The sequence below is a fragment of the Pseudoalteromonas sp. HM-SA03 genome (genome assembly GCF_002289345.1).
Classification (GTDB): Bacteria; Pseudomonadota; Gammaproteobacteria; order Enterobacterales; family Alteromonadaceae; genus Pseudoalteromonas.
On sequence record NZ_NSDG01000044.1, the window covers coordinates 54,058 to 69,240 of the forward strand.

Consider the following 15,183-nt stretch of genomic DNA (forward strand, 5'->3'; position numbering starts at 1 on the left):
GCCTATCTGAAGTTAGAACACATAGTGAAACATAAGTAGTTTCAATATGTGGGAACATTCCTTATCCAAACCTCAGGTTAATTAAGTACGGTGGAGTCTGTTACAAATTTTGTTACACAAAAAGTCGGCTAGTCCACCTCTTCAATTTATTGATATTACTTAATATTTAAAATATTAGCCCGATAGTAAACCTTTACCTCCACTCTTTTTGCAACAAGTTTTGTTAAAGTAAAAGGAACATTGCGCTAACTATCTATGCTTTTATCACACCAAGTGACAACATACAGAGCATTGATTCGCAAGATAAATCAACAATAACAAAATGAATAAAGGATTTTTATGCTATCTAGGTCTTTAATATGCTGTGCTATTTTACTGTCTATCAGCGCTTCCGTTCAGGCTCAATCAAATGCGGAACTTCATCGTTTAGCCACCGTGGCTAAGCCTATAGAGCAAGCCGTCACATTTAACTTAGATCCTTCTAAAGAACGTTTTTCAGGACACACGACTATAAAACTAGAGGTGCTCAAAGCCACCCAATTTATTGAGCTTAACGGATTAGACTATGCGATAGATACCGCTGAGCTAGTCGGAAAATCGTCGTGTGAACTCAGAGAAAAAATGCTCGAAACCGGTAAAGTGAGATTGAGTTGCGAAAAAATACTGCAACCCGGTCGCTACACGCTTACTATCGACTATACCGCCCCTTACAATCGTAATAGCGTCGGTCTCTATAAAACCATTGACAATGGCGTGCCTTACTTATTTACTCAGTTTCAGATGAGTGATGCAAGAAGAGCAATGCCTACATTTGATGAACCTGAGTATAAAATCCCATTCCAACTCACTATTACTGCCCCTGACGATCAAAAAGTATTTGCCAACACGCCTGTTTTAGAGACCAAAAAGTCAAATGGCATGACCACCCACTACTTCGACAAAACGCCGCCTCTTCCTTCTTATTTAGTTGCCTTGTCCGTTGGTCCATTCGAAGTACTTGATGTGAAAGGGATGTCGGTTCCGGGTAACATTATTACCCCACAAAAGAAATCAAATCTTGCCGCTTATTCCATCGAAAACACGCCAAAGATACTCAAAGCGCTTGAAGACTATTTTGATTTACCCTATGTCTATAAAAAACTAGACCAAGTCGCTGTTCCTGAATTTCCGTTCGGCGCAATGGAGAACGCAGGCCTTGTGACTTACCGAGAAGATATATTACTTATCGATCCAGCAACGTCGACAAGACAAGCCCAAACTTCGCATGTGAACGTTATTGCTCATGAACTTGCACACCAATGGTATGGTAATCTAGTTACGATGAAATGGTGGAATGACCTGTGGTTAAACGAAGCATTTGCCACTTGGATGGCTGCAAAGATCACACTACAGCTGTTTCCTGAGCTAGAGACACATTTATCCTTACCTCAACACAATGCAATGCCCTATGACGCTCAAGCAACTACTTCCCCGATCCGCAAACCGGTTATTACAGAGTCTGATGTAACGGACGGCTTGGGACTTGCGTACAGCAAAGGTAGCGCGGTACTTTACATGGTTGAACAGTGGCTTGGGGAAGAGGTATTTAAGCAAGGCATGCGCAATTATATCCGTAAATTTGCGTATAAGAATGCAGAAGCCAAAGATCTATGGAATGAGCTGGGTAAAGTATCTAATAAAGATGTAGCGACAGTGCTAGACTCATTTGTATCACAAGCTTCATTTCCACTTTTGACGATTAAGTTAGATGGCCAGAATGCCACCGTGTCGCAACAACGTTTTGTAATAAAAGGACAAGAAACAGCAGCACAAACTTGGCATATCCCCATCACACTGCGCTATGGTAGAGGTGACAAAACAGCCACTAAGACAATACTTTTAGACTCCAAGGCGCAACAGATTAAATTAGACTTTGAGCCTGAGTGGATCTTACCAAACGACAACGCGACAGGTTATTATCGCTGGGATCTTTCTGAGTCTCAACTCGCAAGCCTAATATCACATGCCCCAAACAAGCTAAACGAGCGGGAGAGATTAGACTTACTAAGCAATGTTGACGCGCTGATGGAGTCTGGAAAAATAAACGCCAATGCGTTGATGTTAACGCTCAGTGAGTTTATTAACGACACTCATCCCAAAGTAGCAAAGGCCGCTCTTACTCAATTACTATCACAACATAAACAGTATGAAGACGATTCAAATAAGTTACTTTGGGAGAAACTTTATACCACTTATGTTGAGCCTGCGTTTTCTCGATATGGACTTGAGGCAAATGCAAATGAACCAGCTGCCACATCGGAAATACGTGCAGCATTGGTTAGAGCACTGGCTTTCGAGACAAAGCATCAAACCATTATTAAGCATGCAAAAAAGCAAGCGAGTTTATATTTAACATCACCTGATAAAGTTGACCCCTACTTAGCTAGAAGCTTCCTGCAAATTGCCGCCTACTACGGTGATGCTGAGCTGTTGAAGTCATACAAAAAAGTATTTGAAACCACCAATAACCCAACTCAACGTACTAATCTATTGCTTGCAATGGGTTATTTTGGTCCACAAGACTTGCAACAACAAGTACTAGATTATGCGCTAAGCGAGCATGTAACGGCCTCCGACTTTAATTACATATTAAGCGGGAATGGTAAAGGCGATGAGCGAAAAGCGCTTTATCAAAAGTGGTTTTATCAGCACTTTGAGCGCTTAAAGGAGCGCTTCCCTCCTTTTGCAAAGCCACAGCTACCTTTTTACCTATTTACGTATTGTGACGCGGATGCATTAAAACAAGCTCAGCAGTTTTTTGAACCGATGCAAAAAGAAGTAGAAGGTTTAAGTAAATCACTTAAGCAGCTGGAACTGGCAACAAATACCTGCATCATGCAAAAGCAAAGAGAGCTAGCTTCAGTCAATCAATTTTTGAATAATCTGTAAAAGACTCCAACCAGTTGTGGCGCTTTTGGCTTTTGCCGAGCGCCACTATTTTTTAGGATAAATATGTTACGCCCACTTTTATTATTATTATGTCTGCCATTCGTTTTGGCCGCTGAAACCGTAATTGATCCAGCTCGTGATAGAGCAATTCCTGTAGAAATTCATCAGCCATCCAATACTGATAACTGCTCAACTACAGCGCTTTGTCCCGTTGCACTGCTAAGCGCCGGCTATGGTGTCTCACATACCGAATATCAATTCTTGGTCAAGACGCTAAACCAAGCAGGATATTTGGTTATTACAGTAGGCCATGAGCTTGCAACTGACCCTCCTCTTTCCGTCGAAGGGAACTTATACGAAACACGTGCAGAAAACTGGCAACGGGGCGCTGATACGCTAGTGTTTATTCACGATTACTTTAAGCCGAAGTTCACTACCTTTGATTTTGAGCACATCCTCTTAATTGGCCATTCTAATGGCGGTGACATTTCAGCATGGCTCATCAATCGCGGCGCTAAATTTGTAAGCCAAATCATTACGCTAGATCATCGCAGAGTGCCATTACCGAGAAGCCTTGATGTAAAGGTATTGTCGATACGAGCAAGTGACTTTCCAGCGGACAAAGGGGTGTTGCCAAGTCGTACTGAAAAGCACAAATATCAGGATTGTGTTGTCACGATAGCGAACGCAAAACACAATGACATGACTGACGAAGGTCCGAGCTGGCTAACCGACAAAATAGCACAAATTTTGGCTGGTCATTTAGCTGGTAAACCTTGCCTAGAGAATGAAAAAGTAAAAGACCAATAGTCTAGTCGCGAAATGCAGAAAGGGAAGCGGGTAAATCTCACACCCCTTTCTGTTTATGTGTTCTGCTTGAGCTGAGCTTTATTTAATTTCAGCCACAGGCATTGATAGCGGTTTTGCACACATAAAATATGCCCAAGCAATCAATATGATTTGCAGTGGTGCTCTAATTAGCAAATAAACTGGTCCCCACTGATGCCCTCCCAATCCAACGCTGTTGAGCGCGGCATACACATTTGCAGGAAAAAACAGGATAAAAGCGGCAATTGCCGCTTTTGCTGCAGGTAATTGGTATTTTGGTATAAATAACAAAACAGCCACTGCGAGTTCAACAACTCCAGTGAAGTACACTAGAGGGAGTCTATACGGCACCCAACTAGGCAACATTTCTACCATCCCCTGTGCTTTTACGATATGACCAATAAAAAAGAATATAAAGGCGATACCTAGACCCCAACAGGCAAGCGTTGTTTTCTCTACCTGTACGTCTCTTATCTTTGAATAGATAACACCGAGTAATAACGGGCCGCAAAGTAACAGTATAATAATGATTGGTGTAACCATGATTTATGCCTTATCCCTAAATATTGTTAGCGGCTAAAAAGCCACCAAATTAGTCCAATCATGTCACGTGATGTTCCTAAAAACAATAAAGTTAGCAACCGTATGTGCTAGGGCCTGTTGACCTTTGCTGTTTGATTTTTGTTCTTCTGAGTGTGTTTTGGTCGCGACGCTCGACTTGCCGCCTAGTAATCTAGGCAAAAGTTGAGCAACAATGAACAAAGCGCACTCAGATGAACCCAAAGGGCAGCGCTTGATTAGCATTTCTTCTGTGTTGCCCCACAAGGATGTGGGGTAAGGTGACTTTGCAGGAGCACAAAGTCTTTATCGCCAGACTTACATAGAATGACTATGCTACGCTGGCTCTGCCTTGTATAAATTCCAATCAAACTGCTGCAAAAACAAACTTGAAAGATCAACAGGCCCTAGATTTTGCTGATCTTTAGCTCACCACTTTCATCAACTCCGCTTTAGTCTTGCCGATATCAAACTGCTCAACCATCTCTCGCAATTCATTGGCTTTACTCAACAACGACAGCCCCGATGCATTCGTCATCTCTACCAAAGTATTGTTTTGCTGCGTAATACCATCAATTTGTTTAATCGCTAGATTAATTTGCTCAATACCACTTGATTGCGTATTGCAGGCCTCTGCGATAGTTTGCACTTGCGATGCAAGCCCATAGACACTTTCCACGATGGTTTTTAACGTCTCACCGGATTCTGAGGCTAACTTAGATCCTTGCTTCACTTTGATGTTACTGCTTCCCAGCAACTCAGAGATATCCTTTGAGGCACTTGCACTGCGCAGCGCTAAATTTCTCACTTCTGAGGCTACGACCGCAAAACCTTTTCCTTTTTCTCCCGCTCGTGCAGCTTCAACAGAGGCGTTCAGCGCTAATAAGTTAGTTTGAAATGCAATAGAATCAATAACCTCAATGACGGTAAGTATTTCTTTAGCACTCTTACTAATTTCGGTCATTGCCTCAATCGTTGACTCAACAGCCTTTCCACCTTGCTGTGCTTGCTGGTTCACTTCAATTGCCAACTGATTAGCCGATTGTGCATTAGTGGCGTTTGAGTGTACAGTTTCGGTGATCTCACCAACTGATACCCGTGTTTCTTCAATAGAAGCGGCTTGAGAAGAGGAACGCTCACTTAACTCTTCGATACCTGTGGTGATCTGCTGTACCGAGACAGTGATGGATTCCGCCATGGCCAGCAGCTTTTGCATCATATTGGCTAAGTTGCCAACGCTGGTATTCACCGATTGTTTCAACAGCGCAAAATCACCTGCATAACTTTTTTCAACTTGCCGTGTTAAATTGCCTTGAGACAGCCCATCCATCACATTCATGCATTCCTTAAGTGGCGCTTCAATGGAGTCCAGCGTTTCATTCATGGCTGTTATTATGCTGGCGTATGCGCCATAGTGTTTACTGGCATCAGCTCTATGTTGTAAGTCTCCCTCACTGGCCGCTTCAGCAAGCCTTTCGGCATCGGTTAGCATCAATTTAATTGCACCAACACAAGCAAAGAGGCTTTGATAGATACTATCAAATTCTCCTTTATAACCATCATTTGCTAAGGCGGGTAACTCTCCTTTTGCGATACTTTCTAGATATCCACTAGTAAGTGCAATGGGTTTAGAGACCGCATCAAGTGTTTCATTGACACCACGAATGATTTTTCGAAATTCACCTTGGTGCTTAGCCTCATCCGCCCGAGTAGAAAGCTTCCCCTCTCCTGCCGCCGCAACTAAACTGTAAGTATCTTCAATAAGTAACGAAAGCGAAGACGTGGCACGTTGTAAGGCCATATGTATTTGCGCAAATTCGCCCTTAAACTCACCGTTAATCTGCTCAGGAATTTCTCCTTTTGACAGCGAAGTAAGATATTGTTTTGTTTGACTAATAGGTTGCTCAACAGCATCAAGTAGTTTGTTAAGTCCGCTGGCTATTAATTTCATGGAACCAACGTATCCCTCAAGGTTTAGACGTTCACTTAGTTTGCCATCGGAAGCAGATTTAATGAGCTGTTCAACCTGTTGCTCTGCACATCTTGTCTGGCTTAAATCCTTAAATTCAAATACCGTACCTAACACCCTACCATTTTGATCGGAAACCGGGTTGGCAGTTGCCGCAATGATAACCTCACCTACGCACCATTCCCACTCTAACTGACGCACTAATTGACCCCCGGCCTGGTGCAGTGCTTTAGAGCTGTGAAGTAAAGCTTCGGGAATTGGATGATTAACAACGTCAGCAGGCACGTTTAGCGCGGTGCGGTAACGATCAAGTAAAGAATCACATTGTGCATTTACGTAAATCACTTGGTTCATGTCATCACACAAAAGTACAGGTGCAGCCACGTTATTTAGCGCATAACGGATCCGTAAGTTTTCTTTTGCTTGTAACTCTAACTTTTGAGTCGCATCAAGTAAGCTAGTTTGCATTTGACGTAAATTTGCCAGTAAGTTACCTATTTCATCACTACTGTGTACAACAACTTTGTTGTCTAGTCGACCACTCGCAATTGCCTTTGCCACATCTGATGCGCGGCGGATTGGGCGGGTAATTAAATGCTGCATATACCAAGTCAGTAACCCCAAAGTCACAAGTGCAATAATGATGAGCCCTAAGGTACTGAAAAAGATAAGTTGGTTTTTTGTCGCAACAATTTCACTTGTTCTCGTGTCTACTAACGCGTTAATTTGCTCATTAATTTCAAGTAGGTACACACTTGCTTGGCGGTCTATTCCACTCACTGTGGCATCGGCAAGGTCAATATCAAAGCCTGAACTTTTGAATCGCTTCAGCGCTTCACGATATTTTTGTCCTAAGGTGAGATGTGCTTTCTGATATTCACGTAACTTATTTTCTAGGGTAGATGGTAAAGTATAGGCTGAAACAATTGAACTGAGTTGTTTTTGTACCTCAGCTTCTTTGGTTTCAAATCTCGACCAATATTTATCTAGCTGAGCAGGCTCTTTTCCTCTAATAAGCACATTTTTCCACTCTTGTATTTGCGTTTTAAAGTCATCAAGCACTATGTTTATTTGCTCGCGAGCAGCCAATTCATTGTCTATCATGCTGTCATACTGTTCTGCAACACGTTTCATCACAAAAATGGTGAGCATCGCGCCGATAAGCATTACTACTAAACCCGCTGTTACCGCAGAAATAAGTTTTGCCTTAACACTTTTCATTCTGAGTATCCCTAATTATGAAAAGATTGTTACATAAAGATAGAACAGGAATAGTGGTGCCACAAATCAATGCACTACCCTGGGTGAAAAACCGTCATTGCACTTTGATTTACAATGTAAAATTTATGACATTCGTCATCATCACAGCGCCACAAATATCTGCTAGGATAGGTTCGTAAGAGAATAAAGGAATAATACCTGCAGAGCAGGTTTTTAGCGGAGTAAGTAGATGTCGGCGTTTTTTCGCTATCCGACGGCTTGGTTGGTAACAACCATTTTCACTTGGTTAGCCGTTGCAATACCAAGTTTGGTTTATGCTCAGCAAAAAGCACAATGGCAGCCTTGGATACAGCATATCAGCGTTTTGATCCTCGTACTTTTATGTATCAATGAGTCCGAAAAATACTATGGCTACAAGGTTAGATATTTGATGCTGTTTATACTGGCGCTTTTGATCCAGTCAATTAACCTTACCTCCCCCGCCGCCACTCATCTCATTTACAACGTAAAACTCGTTGGGATCCTTGCTTTTTATGTTCCTTTGAGCTTTGCGCTTGGGTATATCCTAGTTACCTCCTGCTTGTATGTTGCGTCGCAATACTTTTTTTGGGGACATGGTTTTGAATATCTCAACGCCGTGTTATTTGCCTGTTTTCAGCTATTTGCGTACGTGGTGTGTAAAAGAATGCAAAAAGAGCAAGAAGCCAAAGAAGCACTACAGCTCGCCCATAGTCAGCTATCTGCAACGCAGTCTCTGCTAAGCCAAAGTATTGCTAAACAAGAGCGGCTTCAGTTAGCACGAGAGTTACATGACGATGTTGGACATCAAATAACCAGTCTGATTGTAAATTTAGATGTCGCAAGACGAACTGCGGCGGCACCATTAACCGAGCTATTAGATAGCTGCTATTTGCAAGCTAAAGACACCCTAAAATGTATTCGCGATTTAGTCAGCGACAAACGTAGCAACGAGCATATCGATCTCCACGATGCATTGCTGAGGCTTACTGAATCTATCCCTCGTCTTAACATCGAGCTCGACTATGAACACCACCCGTTACTCGAAAAACTAAGTTATGCCAATTGCATTTTAAAATGCTGCCAAGAGGCCATTACCAATACTTTGAAGCACGCCAAGGCGGATAAAATGCATGTACGAGTGTATTGTCAACAAGGGTTAAAAGTACAAATAAGCGACAACGGTATTACCTTAAATAGTATTCGATTTGGCAATGGTCTGACTGGTATGCAGGAACGGATCCAAGAACTCGGCGGCAGTCTTGATGTATCAACTCATCAAGGCGTAACATTAACTATCCATTTTGGGACGACAAATGGCTAAAATATCAGTTTACCTAGTCGATGATCAGGCGCTTGTGCGCCAGGGTATGCAAGCACTCCTTTCGCTAAGTTGTGACATTGTTTGTTCTGGAAGTTGTGGCAGTGGCAGTGAGTTCATCCAACAGGTTCGATTAAACCAAATTACAGCTGACATTGTACTTTTAGATATGCGAATGCCTGAGCTAGATGGTGTCGATGTACTCACCGAGCTTTTGCCTTTGGCAATAAACTTTAAAGTCATTATCCTCACAACCTTCAACGATACTGCGAAGCTAAAATTAGCCTTAGAGCTTGGCGCGAAAGGCTGCCTTCTTAAGGATGTTGACTTGGAAGAGTTAATTGATGCCGTTCGACAAGTCCATCAAGGTGAACTCATCATCCAAGAAGAACTAGCTGAGACCTTACTAAATCCTGACCCCACTTTAGATAAGCTCACCACACGAGAAAAGGATATTTTAAAACTAATCGCGAAGGGATATTCCAATAAGGAAATCGCCAATACGTTATATAAAGCGGAAGGTACCATCCGTAACTCGGTTTCTTGTCTGCTCGCAAAACTACAAGTACGAGACAGAACGCAAGCAACACTAAAAGCTAAAGCGCTCGGCTTCGGAGATTGATATTGCTACACTGCCGTATCGCCATTTTTGGAGCCGTTTTTGAACAACCCAAATTTACCACTAGTTTATCATTCTAATTACTCATTCAATTTTGATCCAAAGCACCGATTCGTGATGAGTAAATTTGCACGTCTATACCAAGAAGTAAATGCATTAGGGCTCATTCACAACAATGTTTATAGCCCTGAAGCCGGTGACCCATCGCCACTTGAAAGCGTGCACTGCGAGCAATATATTTGGGACTTATGGCGTAATCAACTCGACGCTAAAATGATGCGTCGTATAGGTCTGCCTTGGTCGGAGCAGCTTATGGCACGTACTTTTACTGCGCCTCTTGGAACGCTAAAAACAGCAGAACTTGCGCTTAAACACGGTATTGCATGCCATTTAGCCGGTGGCACACACCACGCACATTATGATTTTGGCTCTGGTTTTTGCATGGTGAACGATCTCGCCTTTACAGCCTCGCGTTTGCTCAACAGCAATCAGATCACCAATGCCCTAATCTTTGATTTGGATGTTCATCAAGGTGACGGCACCGCCGCCATGTTAAAGCACAACCCATATGTTTATACCTGCTCAATCCACTGCGAGAAAAACTTCCCCTTTCGTAAACATGCTAGCGATTTAGATATTGGCTTAGAAATAGGGATCAGTGACACACACTACCTAGAAATTGTCGCACATACGCTTGAGTCATTATTGACGGTTCTAAATCCAGATATTGTGCTGTACGACGCTGGTGTCGATGTTTGGCAAGGTGATAACTTAGGTAAATTGGATATCTCATGGCTTGGCATCGCGAAGCGAGATGCACTGGTGCTGACCTTATGTCAAAAGCATGGTGTCCCTGTCGCAACCGTGATTGGTGGCGGATACGATAAAGATCACCAAAGATTAGCAAAGCGCCACGCGATTGTGGTGCAACAAGCTGCAAAACTTTAAAAAATGATGATCTTTTTATGTTGCGCACTCGTTTAGTGTTATGAAGGGTTTGATTGGTGTAACACCTTTAGTTTACTTGCCCCTTCACCATGGCACTGATTAAGCGCACCGTATTGTGCGCTTTTCTTCTACTACTGAGTCAAGCTCCAAGCAAAATGACCGACAAATAACCTTTAAAGATGAGTTGTTACCTATAACGATCAAATTGCTACTATTCGTTATGGTCCAACAAATTCTTGATTGTGCTTCGCCAGCGCACGCCTAATTCTCTCTATTAACATAGGTTCTGTATCTTTGCTAAATGCCATACAGCCACGCTGTTGAGTAGCTTTGGTTACTTCTATCAGAGGTACAACCTCATCATCGTTAAGCCCAGCGGCCTTAAGTTCCTCACTCATAATATATTCCGTTGACATCACAAGATCTATCCGTCCTTTGAAAAAGAGTTTGTAAAAGCTTTTAGAATCGGCGGCAACGACTAAGTGCTCTCCTTGATTAAACCCGTGTTGAATCAAAAAATCATAATAAATATTTCCTTTTACTACTGCGGAGGTGTACTGCTTGGCATCTTCCAATGAAGCAACTTGAATATCTTTACGCGTTTTAAGTTTGAAGAAAGACACCCCCACAGGGCGGATCAAAGGACATGCCCATTCGTAGTCAGCTTCACGCTCAGCGGTACGATAAATCGAGTAAATCATTGTATTTGGGCGCTCTTTGGCAATTTTCATTGCCCGTACCCAGGGATAGACTTTTATCTCATAGTCAATCTCAGCTGCTGCAAGCACCTCCCTTACCTTTTTTGTTGCTCTCCCAACAACCTCGCCTTTGTCATTGGTGAAGTTGTACGGCTTCCACTCTTCGGTTACCACCAGTAGCTCTTTTGCAGAGGCACTCAAACTCGTTAAAGAGACTATAATCAGGCTATAACTCGCTAATTTCATTACATAAGCCAATATTTCTTCTCCGCTTTTTGCAATTCTACCTTAACTCATGCACCATATTAAAAATATAAAGTTTCAAGAACATCAATATGAAAAGCATAGTACTATTTATCCTTCTCGTCGTTTGTAGTTTTACGAGCATGGCGAATGAACAAGCAACATCACAGAAGCCGACAGAAAACCAACAACAACAGGCTTTATCACAATTACAAGAGCCCATGTATAGGCCCTTAATTGAGCGTTATATTCTTGATGAATTAAGAGCTGTCAGAGAAGATCAAATGCGCTTGAGAGCTGATATAGAGAAAAAAATCAGCCACTCCCAACTAGATACTGCAGATCGCGCAATCACCTATACTACAGATACCATTAATAATGTACTCTTTTTGATCACAGCAGCTGCCTCTATCTTAGTTGTCGTTGGTTGGACTTCTTTTAGAGATATTAAGAGTAAAGTTGAAGATATTGTTAGCCTGCGCGTTGGCACGATCACCGATGAATATGAAAAGCGCCTTCAGGTTATTGAAGAGAAATTACGCGAACGCTCTGAAGAAATCCTCAATAACCAGAAGAAAATCTCTATAACGAATGAAGTACACTCGCTGTGGATGCGGGCAAATCTTGAGAGTGACATGAATTCTAAAATTGAAATTTACGATGAGATCCTAAATCGCAAACCTGAAGATGTCGAGGCGATTGCCTACAAAGCAGATGCTTTATTAGAGCTTGGTCAAACCAACACAGCAATTGCTTTGTGCAATCAAGCATTAGAAATTGACAGTGACTATGGTTATGCTTATTGGCAACGCGCATGTGCTTATTCGATGCTTTACAAGCATGCAGATGCGATGGCCGACATCCGTATGGCTTTGGAATATGCGCCTAACTTAAAGAACGAATTACAACATGAGCCTGCGTTTGCGAGCCTTGCAGACAACCAGAGTTTTAACGAGCTGGTGAATAGCTAAGTTGTTTTAGCAGCTCGATTTGTAATTGCGTAATCACGTCGAGCTGCTTCTTAGAGATAATTAACGGATTTTCAATTTGATGGATTGCAGCGCCTTGCAAATTAAAGTGCTTTTTCAACTCAACCATCATATTACTATCATAGAAAAGTGCAGCCAAAGAGCCGTCTTCAAACGCTTGTGTTAAGCCATACTCTAGACGTTTATGCAGTTTAATATCCTCTTTGCGGACATAGAAGTACACCATTGAAGGGTAGAGTAACAGGTTCTTCTCGCCATAAGTCACTTGCTTGTTATTAAACGCCTTGAGCTCAGGTACTACTTCAATGACACCTCGTGGAAAAATTTTACCGGCACTATTTGCAAGCACTCTGTAAACTGCCAACCCATCAACATATTTTTCTACCGTAAAACCTGCCTTTTCAAAAATGTGAACATCAGGCCAATCCTGCCCCAAAACTACGTTGAATTTTTGTAGCTCTGATAACGATAAATGCACATTCAGCTTGCCGCTGTCGGTCACGTTCATTGCCAGTGCTCTTATACCAAAGCTGCCAAATGCTATGGGAATAGCCACCGGCTTTGCCTGAGTGTCTCTAGCGGCTGTTGAAACCGTCCAAAACACATCAACATTGTGCTTTAGCAATTCCTTAAATTGTCGTGATTGACTAATTGGTAAATCAATCGGCTCTATCCAATACTCGCCATAACGTTCGCGTGATTTATCCAATGCTAACCGCAAAACTGACAAAAAATACTGGTTCTGCGGCGTGCCATTTTCCTTTGCGGCGTCCACTACTCTGATGACCTTCGATTCTGCAGAAACAGAATAAGTAGCGACTAGGAGCAACAAATACATGACATAGAAAACACGAGCCGGCATAGGATCACCAGACATAGGATCACCAATATTGCTCAACGGTGATATGCCCAGGTTTGGCTCGTCTGTGGCGTTCATATCCCATACTTTGCAATTGGGCGCTTAGTTGTTTCACCATTTCGGGGTTACCACAGAGCATAAAATGACTGTTATTTGGAAACTGCTTATAGCCAAGGTGAGTTAATAATTGCTTGTTTTCTATCAGTTCAGTGACGCGCCCTTGGCAACCTATCTCAGGTTGTTCCCGTGTAACAAGCGGCACATAAGTAAAGCAGTCTCTTTGTTGTTGCAACTGCTCGAGCTGCTCACGGTAACACAAATCTGCATTTAGACGCACACCATGAATAAGGATCACCTGTTTAACCTTCTGCCACACTTCACCTTCTCTGAGCATAGACAAAAATGGGCCAACCGCCGTACCTGTACTTATCATCCAAAGCGTATCGCAAGGTGGTAGTTCATCTAATATAAAAAAACCGTTTGCTTGGTCAGATACATCGAACTCATCACCGACTTGTAGCTGATGTAAGGGCACAGAAAGGTTACCGTCAGGCACTTCAACTAACAAAACTTCGTGAATTGACTCTGATGGCGGGTTTACAAAGGAATATGCTCGTGCAATGCGTTTATCCCCTTGTTGCAAACTCAATTTAGTATATTGACCCGCTTTAAACGGTGCGATGTCTGCTTTAAATTTGATACTAAATAATGTTGGCGTCCAATCTATGACTTCGACGATTTCTCCTTTTACCCATTGCGACATTATTTCTCCTAGACTCACAAGCTGTATTTATTTAGCAATAACATAACCATGGCAAAAAAATTAGCTTTGTCAACGGTTCGGACACCAGGCTTTCCCCAATTCAACAGGAAGCGGATCTCTGATAGTAAGCTGTGAAGTGACCTTCGGCAGCGACAAATTAAATTTGTCGATATGCGCATTCACCATAGAAGCGTATCCTGCATTCGCGGCGCCAAGTGAGTAGGCTTTCATGGTTGTCGACACGGTTAAGGCTTGTTTGTTTTGCTCCAACTGTTGTACCAGTTCCCGCAACCAACCAAGGTAATGCTGATTATCTTCTATTAGGGACGGTTCAGCTGTAATGTCAGCAAGCATCTTATGATAGCTGGAGAAGTCTGAGTGGAGTACATATATGCCAAGACTATTGATTGATACTTGCTTCACAGCTCTATAGTTTTCATCTTTTGCGTAATGGGTCGCCGCATCAATGTAATAGCTCAGCGCCGTATCTGCTTCGCCCATTGCAAATGTTGCATTGCCAAGCGCAGTTAACAGCCCTGCCTGCATAAAGCTTGGTAACATTTCTCTATCCACGCTTTTTAAGAGATTGTAGCCAATTGCGGGTTGTTCAAGGCGCGTGTACGCAATCGCTATATTCACTTTAAGTGCGGACTTATGCTGTAAGCTGGCCGGAGCATTCATCGCACATCGATAATGCCAAATAGCTTGTTCATTTTGGTTACGACGGCGATAACCAACACCAATATTAGTCAGAATCTTCGCCCTGTCTTCGTCCGCCAAAGTCTTGAAGGGCGGCGCTTTAAGCATATCTAGCGCTTTAATAAAAATGGGATTATTGAATGTTCTGGCGCTCGCTCGAACCGCTAGGTAATGAAGTTGATATAAATCTGTAACAGCAAGATCCGCCCGAGCAATCTCATTTTGGTATGCCTTAAGCGCTTCATCAGGCGCGTTCTTAACCAGAGATTCAAACGCATCTATGTCAACTTCGGCATTCGACATTAATGCTAACAAGCCCAGAACCAGAATCGTCATCACCCAACACCAATACTTTTTCACTAGAAAAACTCTACCACCTTTATACAGTGTAAACTAGATATGAGAATTTTGGATGGAAAAAGATCAAAAAAAAAGCCGCTTCAAGCGGCTTTTTTGGGTGTGATTCGCGTTGTTTTAGGCGTGTCTCCAAAACTCTGCGATTACGTTACCAAGGAACTTTTC

13 protein-coding genes are annotated in these 15,183 nt (G+C 42.5%); 6 read left to right on the top strand and 7 right to left on the bottom strand.

From position 1 onward, the window contains the following. The first annotated feature begins 339 nt into the window (after positions 1 to 339). Together CKO50_RS08445 and CKO50_RS08450 are read left to right on the top strand one after the other, a co-directional pair. Complete coding sequence (locus CKO50_RS08445) at positions 340 to 2,928, top strand: M1 family metallopeptidase (RefSeq protein ID WP_095727793.1); 2,589 nt, start codon at positions 340 to 342, stop codon at positions 2,926 to 2,928. Positions 2,929 to 2,991: 63 nt separating this feature from the next. After that, a complete protein-coding gene (locus tag CKO50_RS08450; protein WP_095727794.1) occupies positions 2,992 to 3,738 on the top strand; it encodes an alpha/beta hydrolase in 747 nt (248 codons plus the stop codon). A 78-nt stretch (positions 3,739 to 3,816) separates the two neighbouring features. Here the strand turns inward: CKO50_RS08450 and CKO50_RS08455 are convergent, their stop codons facing one another. The 3 genes from CKO50_RS08455 to CKO50_RS08465 all read right to left on the bottom strand — a co-directional run bounded on the left by CKO50_RS08455 (position 3,817) and on the right by CKO50_RS08465 (position 7,504). Further along, positions 3,817 to 4,299: a hypothetical protein gene (locus CKO50_RS08455; RefSeq protein ID WP_095727795.1), complete on the bottom strand. Its 483-nt coding sequence runs from the start codon at positions 4,297 to 4,299 to the stop codon at positions 3,817 to 3,819. Between the two features lie 63 nt (positions 4,300 to 4,362). Further along, entirely contained in the window at positions 4,363 to 4,560 is a 198-nt protein-coding gene (locus tag CKO50_RS25080) for a hypothetical protein (protein WP_010369908.1), read from the bottom strand. Positions 4,561 to 4,738: 178 nt separating this feature from the next. After that, entirely contained in the window at positions 4,739 to 7,504 is a 2,766-nt protein-coding gene (locus CKO50_RS08465; RefSeq protein ID WP_095727796.1) for a methyl-accepting chemotaxis protein, read from the bottom strand. Between the two features lie 229 nt (positions 7,505 to 7,733). On the opposite strand from CKO50_RS08465, the gene CKO50_RS08470 reads away from it, so the two are divergent. From CKO50_RS08470 to CKO50_RS08480, 3 genes are read left to right on the top strand one after another with little or no spacing between them, the layout of a single operon-like run. Next, the gene (locus tag CKO50_RS08470) at positions 7,734 to 8,846 is read left to right on the top strand and encodes a sensor histidine kinase (RefSeq protein ID WP_095727797.1); all 1,113 of its coding nucleotides are present in this window, start codon (positions 7,734 to 7,736) and stop codon (positions 8,844 to 8,846) included. Then, positions 8,839 to 9,465: a response regulator transcription factor gene (locus CKO50_RS08475; protein WP_095727798.1), complete on the top strand. Its 627-nt coding sequence runs from the start codon at positions 8,839 to 8,841 to the stop codon at positions 9,463 to 9,465. The genes CKO50_RS08470 and CKO50_RS08475 overlap by 8 nt, the downstream gene beginning before the upstream one ends. A 39-nt stretch (positions 9,466 to 9,504) precedes the next feature. Continuing rightward, positions 9,505 to 10,410, top strand: a complete 906-nt coding sequence (locus tag CKO50_RS08480) for a histone deacetylase (RefSeq protein WP_095727799.1) — start codon at positions 9,505 to 9,507, stop codon at positions 10,408 to 10,410. A 218-nt stretch (positions 10,411 to 10,628) separates the two neighbouring features. On the opposite strand, the gene CKO50_RS08485 is transcribed toward CKO50_RS08480, so the two are convergent. Continuing rightward, entirely contained in the window at positions 10,629 to 11,354 is a 726-nt protein-coding gene (locus CKO50_RS08485; protein ID WP_095727800.1) for an ABC transporter substrate-binding protein, read from the bottom strand. 89 nt (positions 11,355 to 11,443) lie between these two features. Between CKO50_RS08485 and CKO50_RS08490 the strand changes: the two genes are divergently transcribed. Then, entirely contained in the window at positions 11,444 to 12,322 is an 879-nt protein-coding gene (locus CKO50_RS08490) for a tetratricopeptide repeat protein (RefSeq protein WP_095727801.1), read from the top strand. On the opposite strand, the gene CKO50_RS08495 is transcribed toward CKO50_RS08490, so the two are convergent. The 3 genes from CKO50_RS08495 to CKO50_RS08505 all read right to left on the bottom strand — a co-directional run bounded on the left by CKO50_RS08495 (position 12,300) and on the right by CKO50_RS08505 (position 14,997). Beyond that, positions 12,300 to 13,277, bottom strand: a complete 978-nt coding sequence (locus CKO50_RS08495; protein WP_255229496.1) for a hypothetical protein — start codon at positions 13,275 to 13,277, stop codon at positions 12,300 to 12,302. The genes CKO50_RS08490 and CKO50_RS08495 overlap by 23 nt on opposite strands. Next, positions 13,222 to 13,962 (bottom strand): ferredoxin--NADP reductase, encoded by a 741-nt coding sequence (locus CKO50_RS08500; protein ID WP_095727802.1) that lies wholly within the window; start codon positions 13,960 to 13,962, stop codon positions 13,222 to 13,224. The genes CKO50_RS08495 and CKO50_RS08500 overlap by 56 nt, the downstream gene beginning before the upstream one ends. Positions 13,963 to 14,031: 69 nt before the next feature. Further along, the gene (locus CKO50_RS08505; protein ID WP_095727803.1) at positions 14,032 to 14,997 is read right to left on the bottom strand and encodes a hypothetical protein; all 966 of its coding nucleotides are present in this window, start codon (positions 14,995 to 14,997) and stop codon (positions 14,032 to 14,034) included. Positions 14,998 to 15,183 lie beyond the last annotated feature (186 nt).

Coding starts and splice junctions, on each gene's coding strand:
- CKO50_RS08445 (WP_095727793.1), top strand. CDS start 340: ATGCTATCTAGGTCTTTAATATGCTGTGCTATTTTACTGTCTATCAGC.
- CKO50_RS08495 (WP_255229496.1), bottom strand. CDS start 13,277: ATGAACGCCACAGACGAGCCAAACCTGGGCATATCACCGTTGAGCAAT.
- CKO50_RS08465 (WP_095727796.1), bottom strand. CDS start 7,504: ATGAAAAGTGTTAAGGCAAAACTTATTTCTGCGGTAACAGCGGGTTTA.
- CKO50_RS08475 (WP_095727798.1), top strand. CDS start 8,839: ATGGCTAAAATATCAGTTTACCTAGTCGATGATCAGGCGCTTGTGCGC.
- CKO50_RS08470 (WP_095727797.1), top strand. CDS start 7,734: ATGTCGGCGTTTTTTCGCTATCCGACGGCTTGGTTGGTAACAACCATT.
- CKO50_RS08500 (WP_095727802.1), bottom strand. CDS start 13,962: ATGTCGCAATGGGTAAAAGGAGAAATCGTCGAAGTCATAGATTGGACG.
- CKO50_RS08455 (WP_095727795.1), bottom strand. CDS start 4,299: ATGGTTACACCAATCATTATTATACTGTTACTTTGCGGCCCGTTATTA.
- CKO50_RS08485 (WP_095727800.1), bottom strand. CDS start 11,354: ATGAAATTAGCGAGTTATAGCCTGATTATAGTCTCTTTAACGAGTTTG.
- CKO50_RS08505 (WP_095727803.1), bottom strand. CDS start 14,997: ATGACGATTCTGGTTCTGGGCTTGTTAGCATTAATGTCGAATGCCGAA.
- CKO50_RS25080 (WP_010369908.1), bottom strand. CDS start 4,560: ATGCTAATCAAGCGCTGCCCTTTGGGTTCATCTGAGTGCGCTTTGTTC.
- CKO50_RS08450 (WP_095727794.1), top strand. CDS start 2,992: ATGTTACGCCCACTTTTATTATTATTATGTCTGCCATTCGTTTTGGCC.
- CKO50_RS08490 (WP_095727801.1), top strand. CDS start 11,444: ATGAAAAGCATAGTACTATTTATCCTTCTCGTCGTTTGTAGTTTTACG.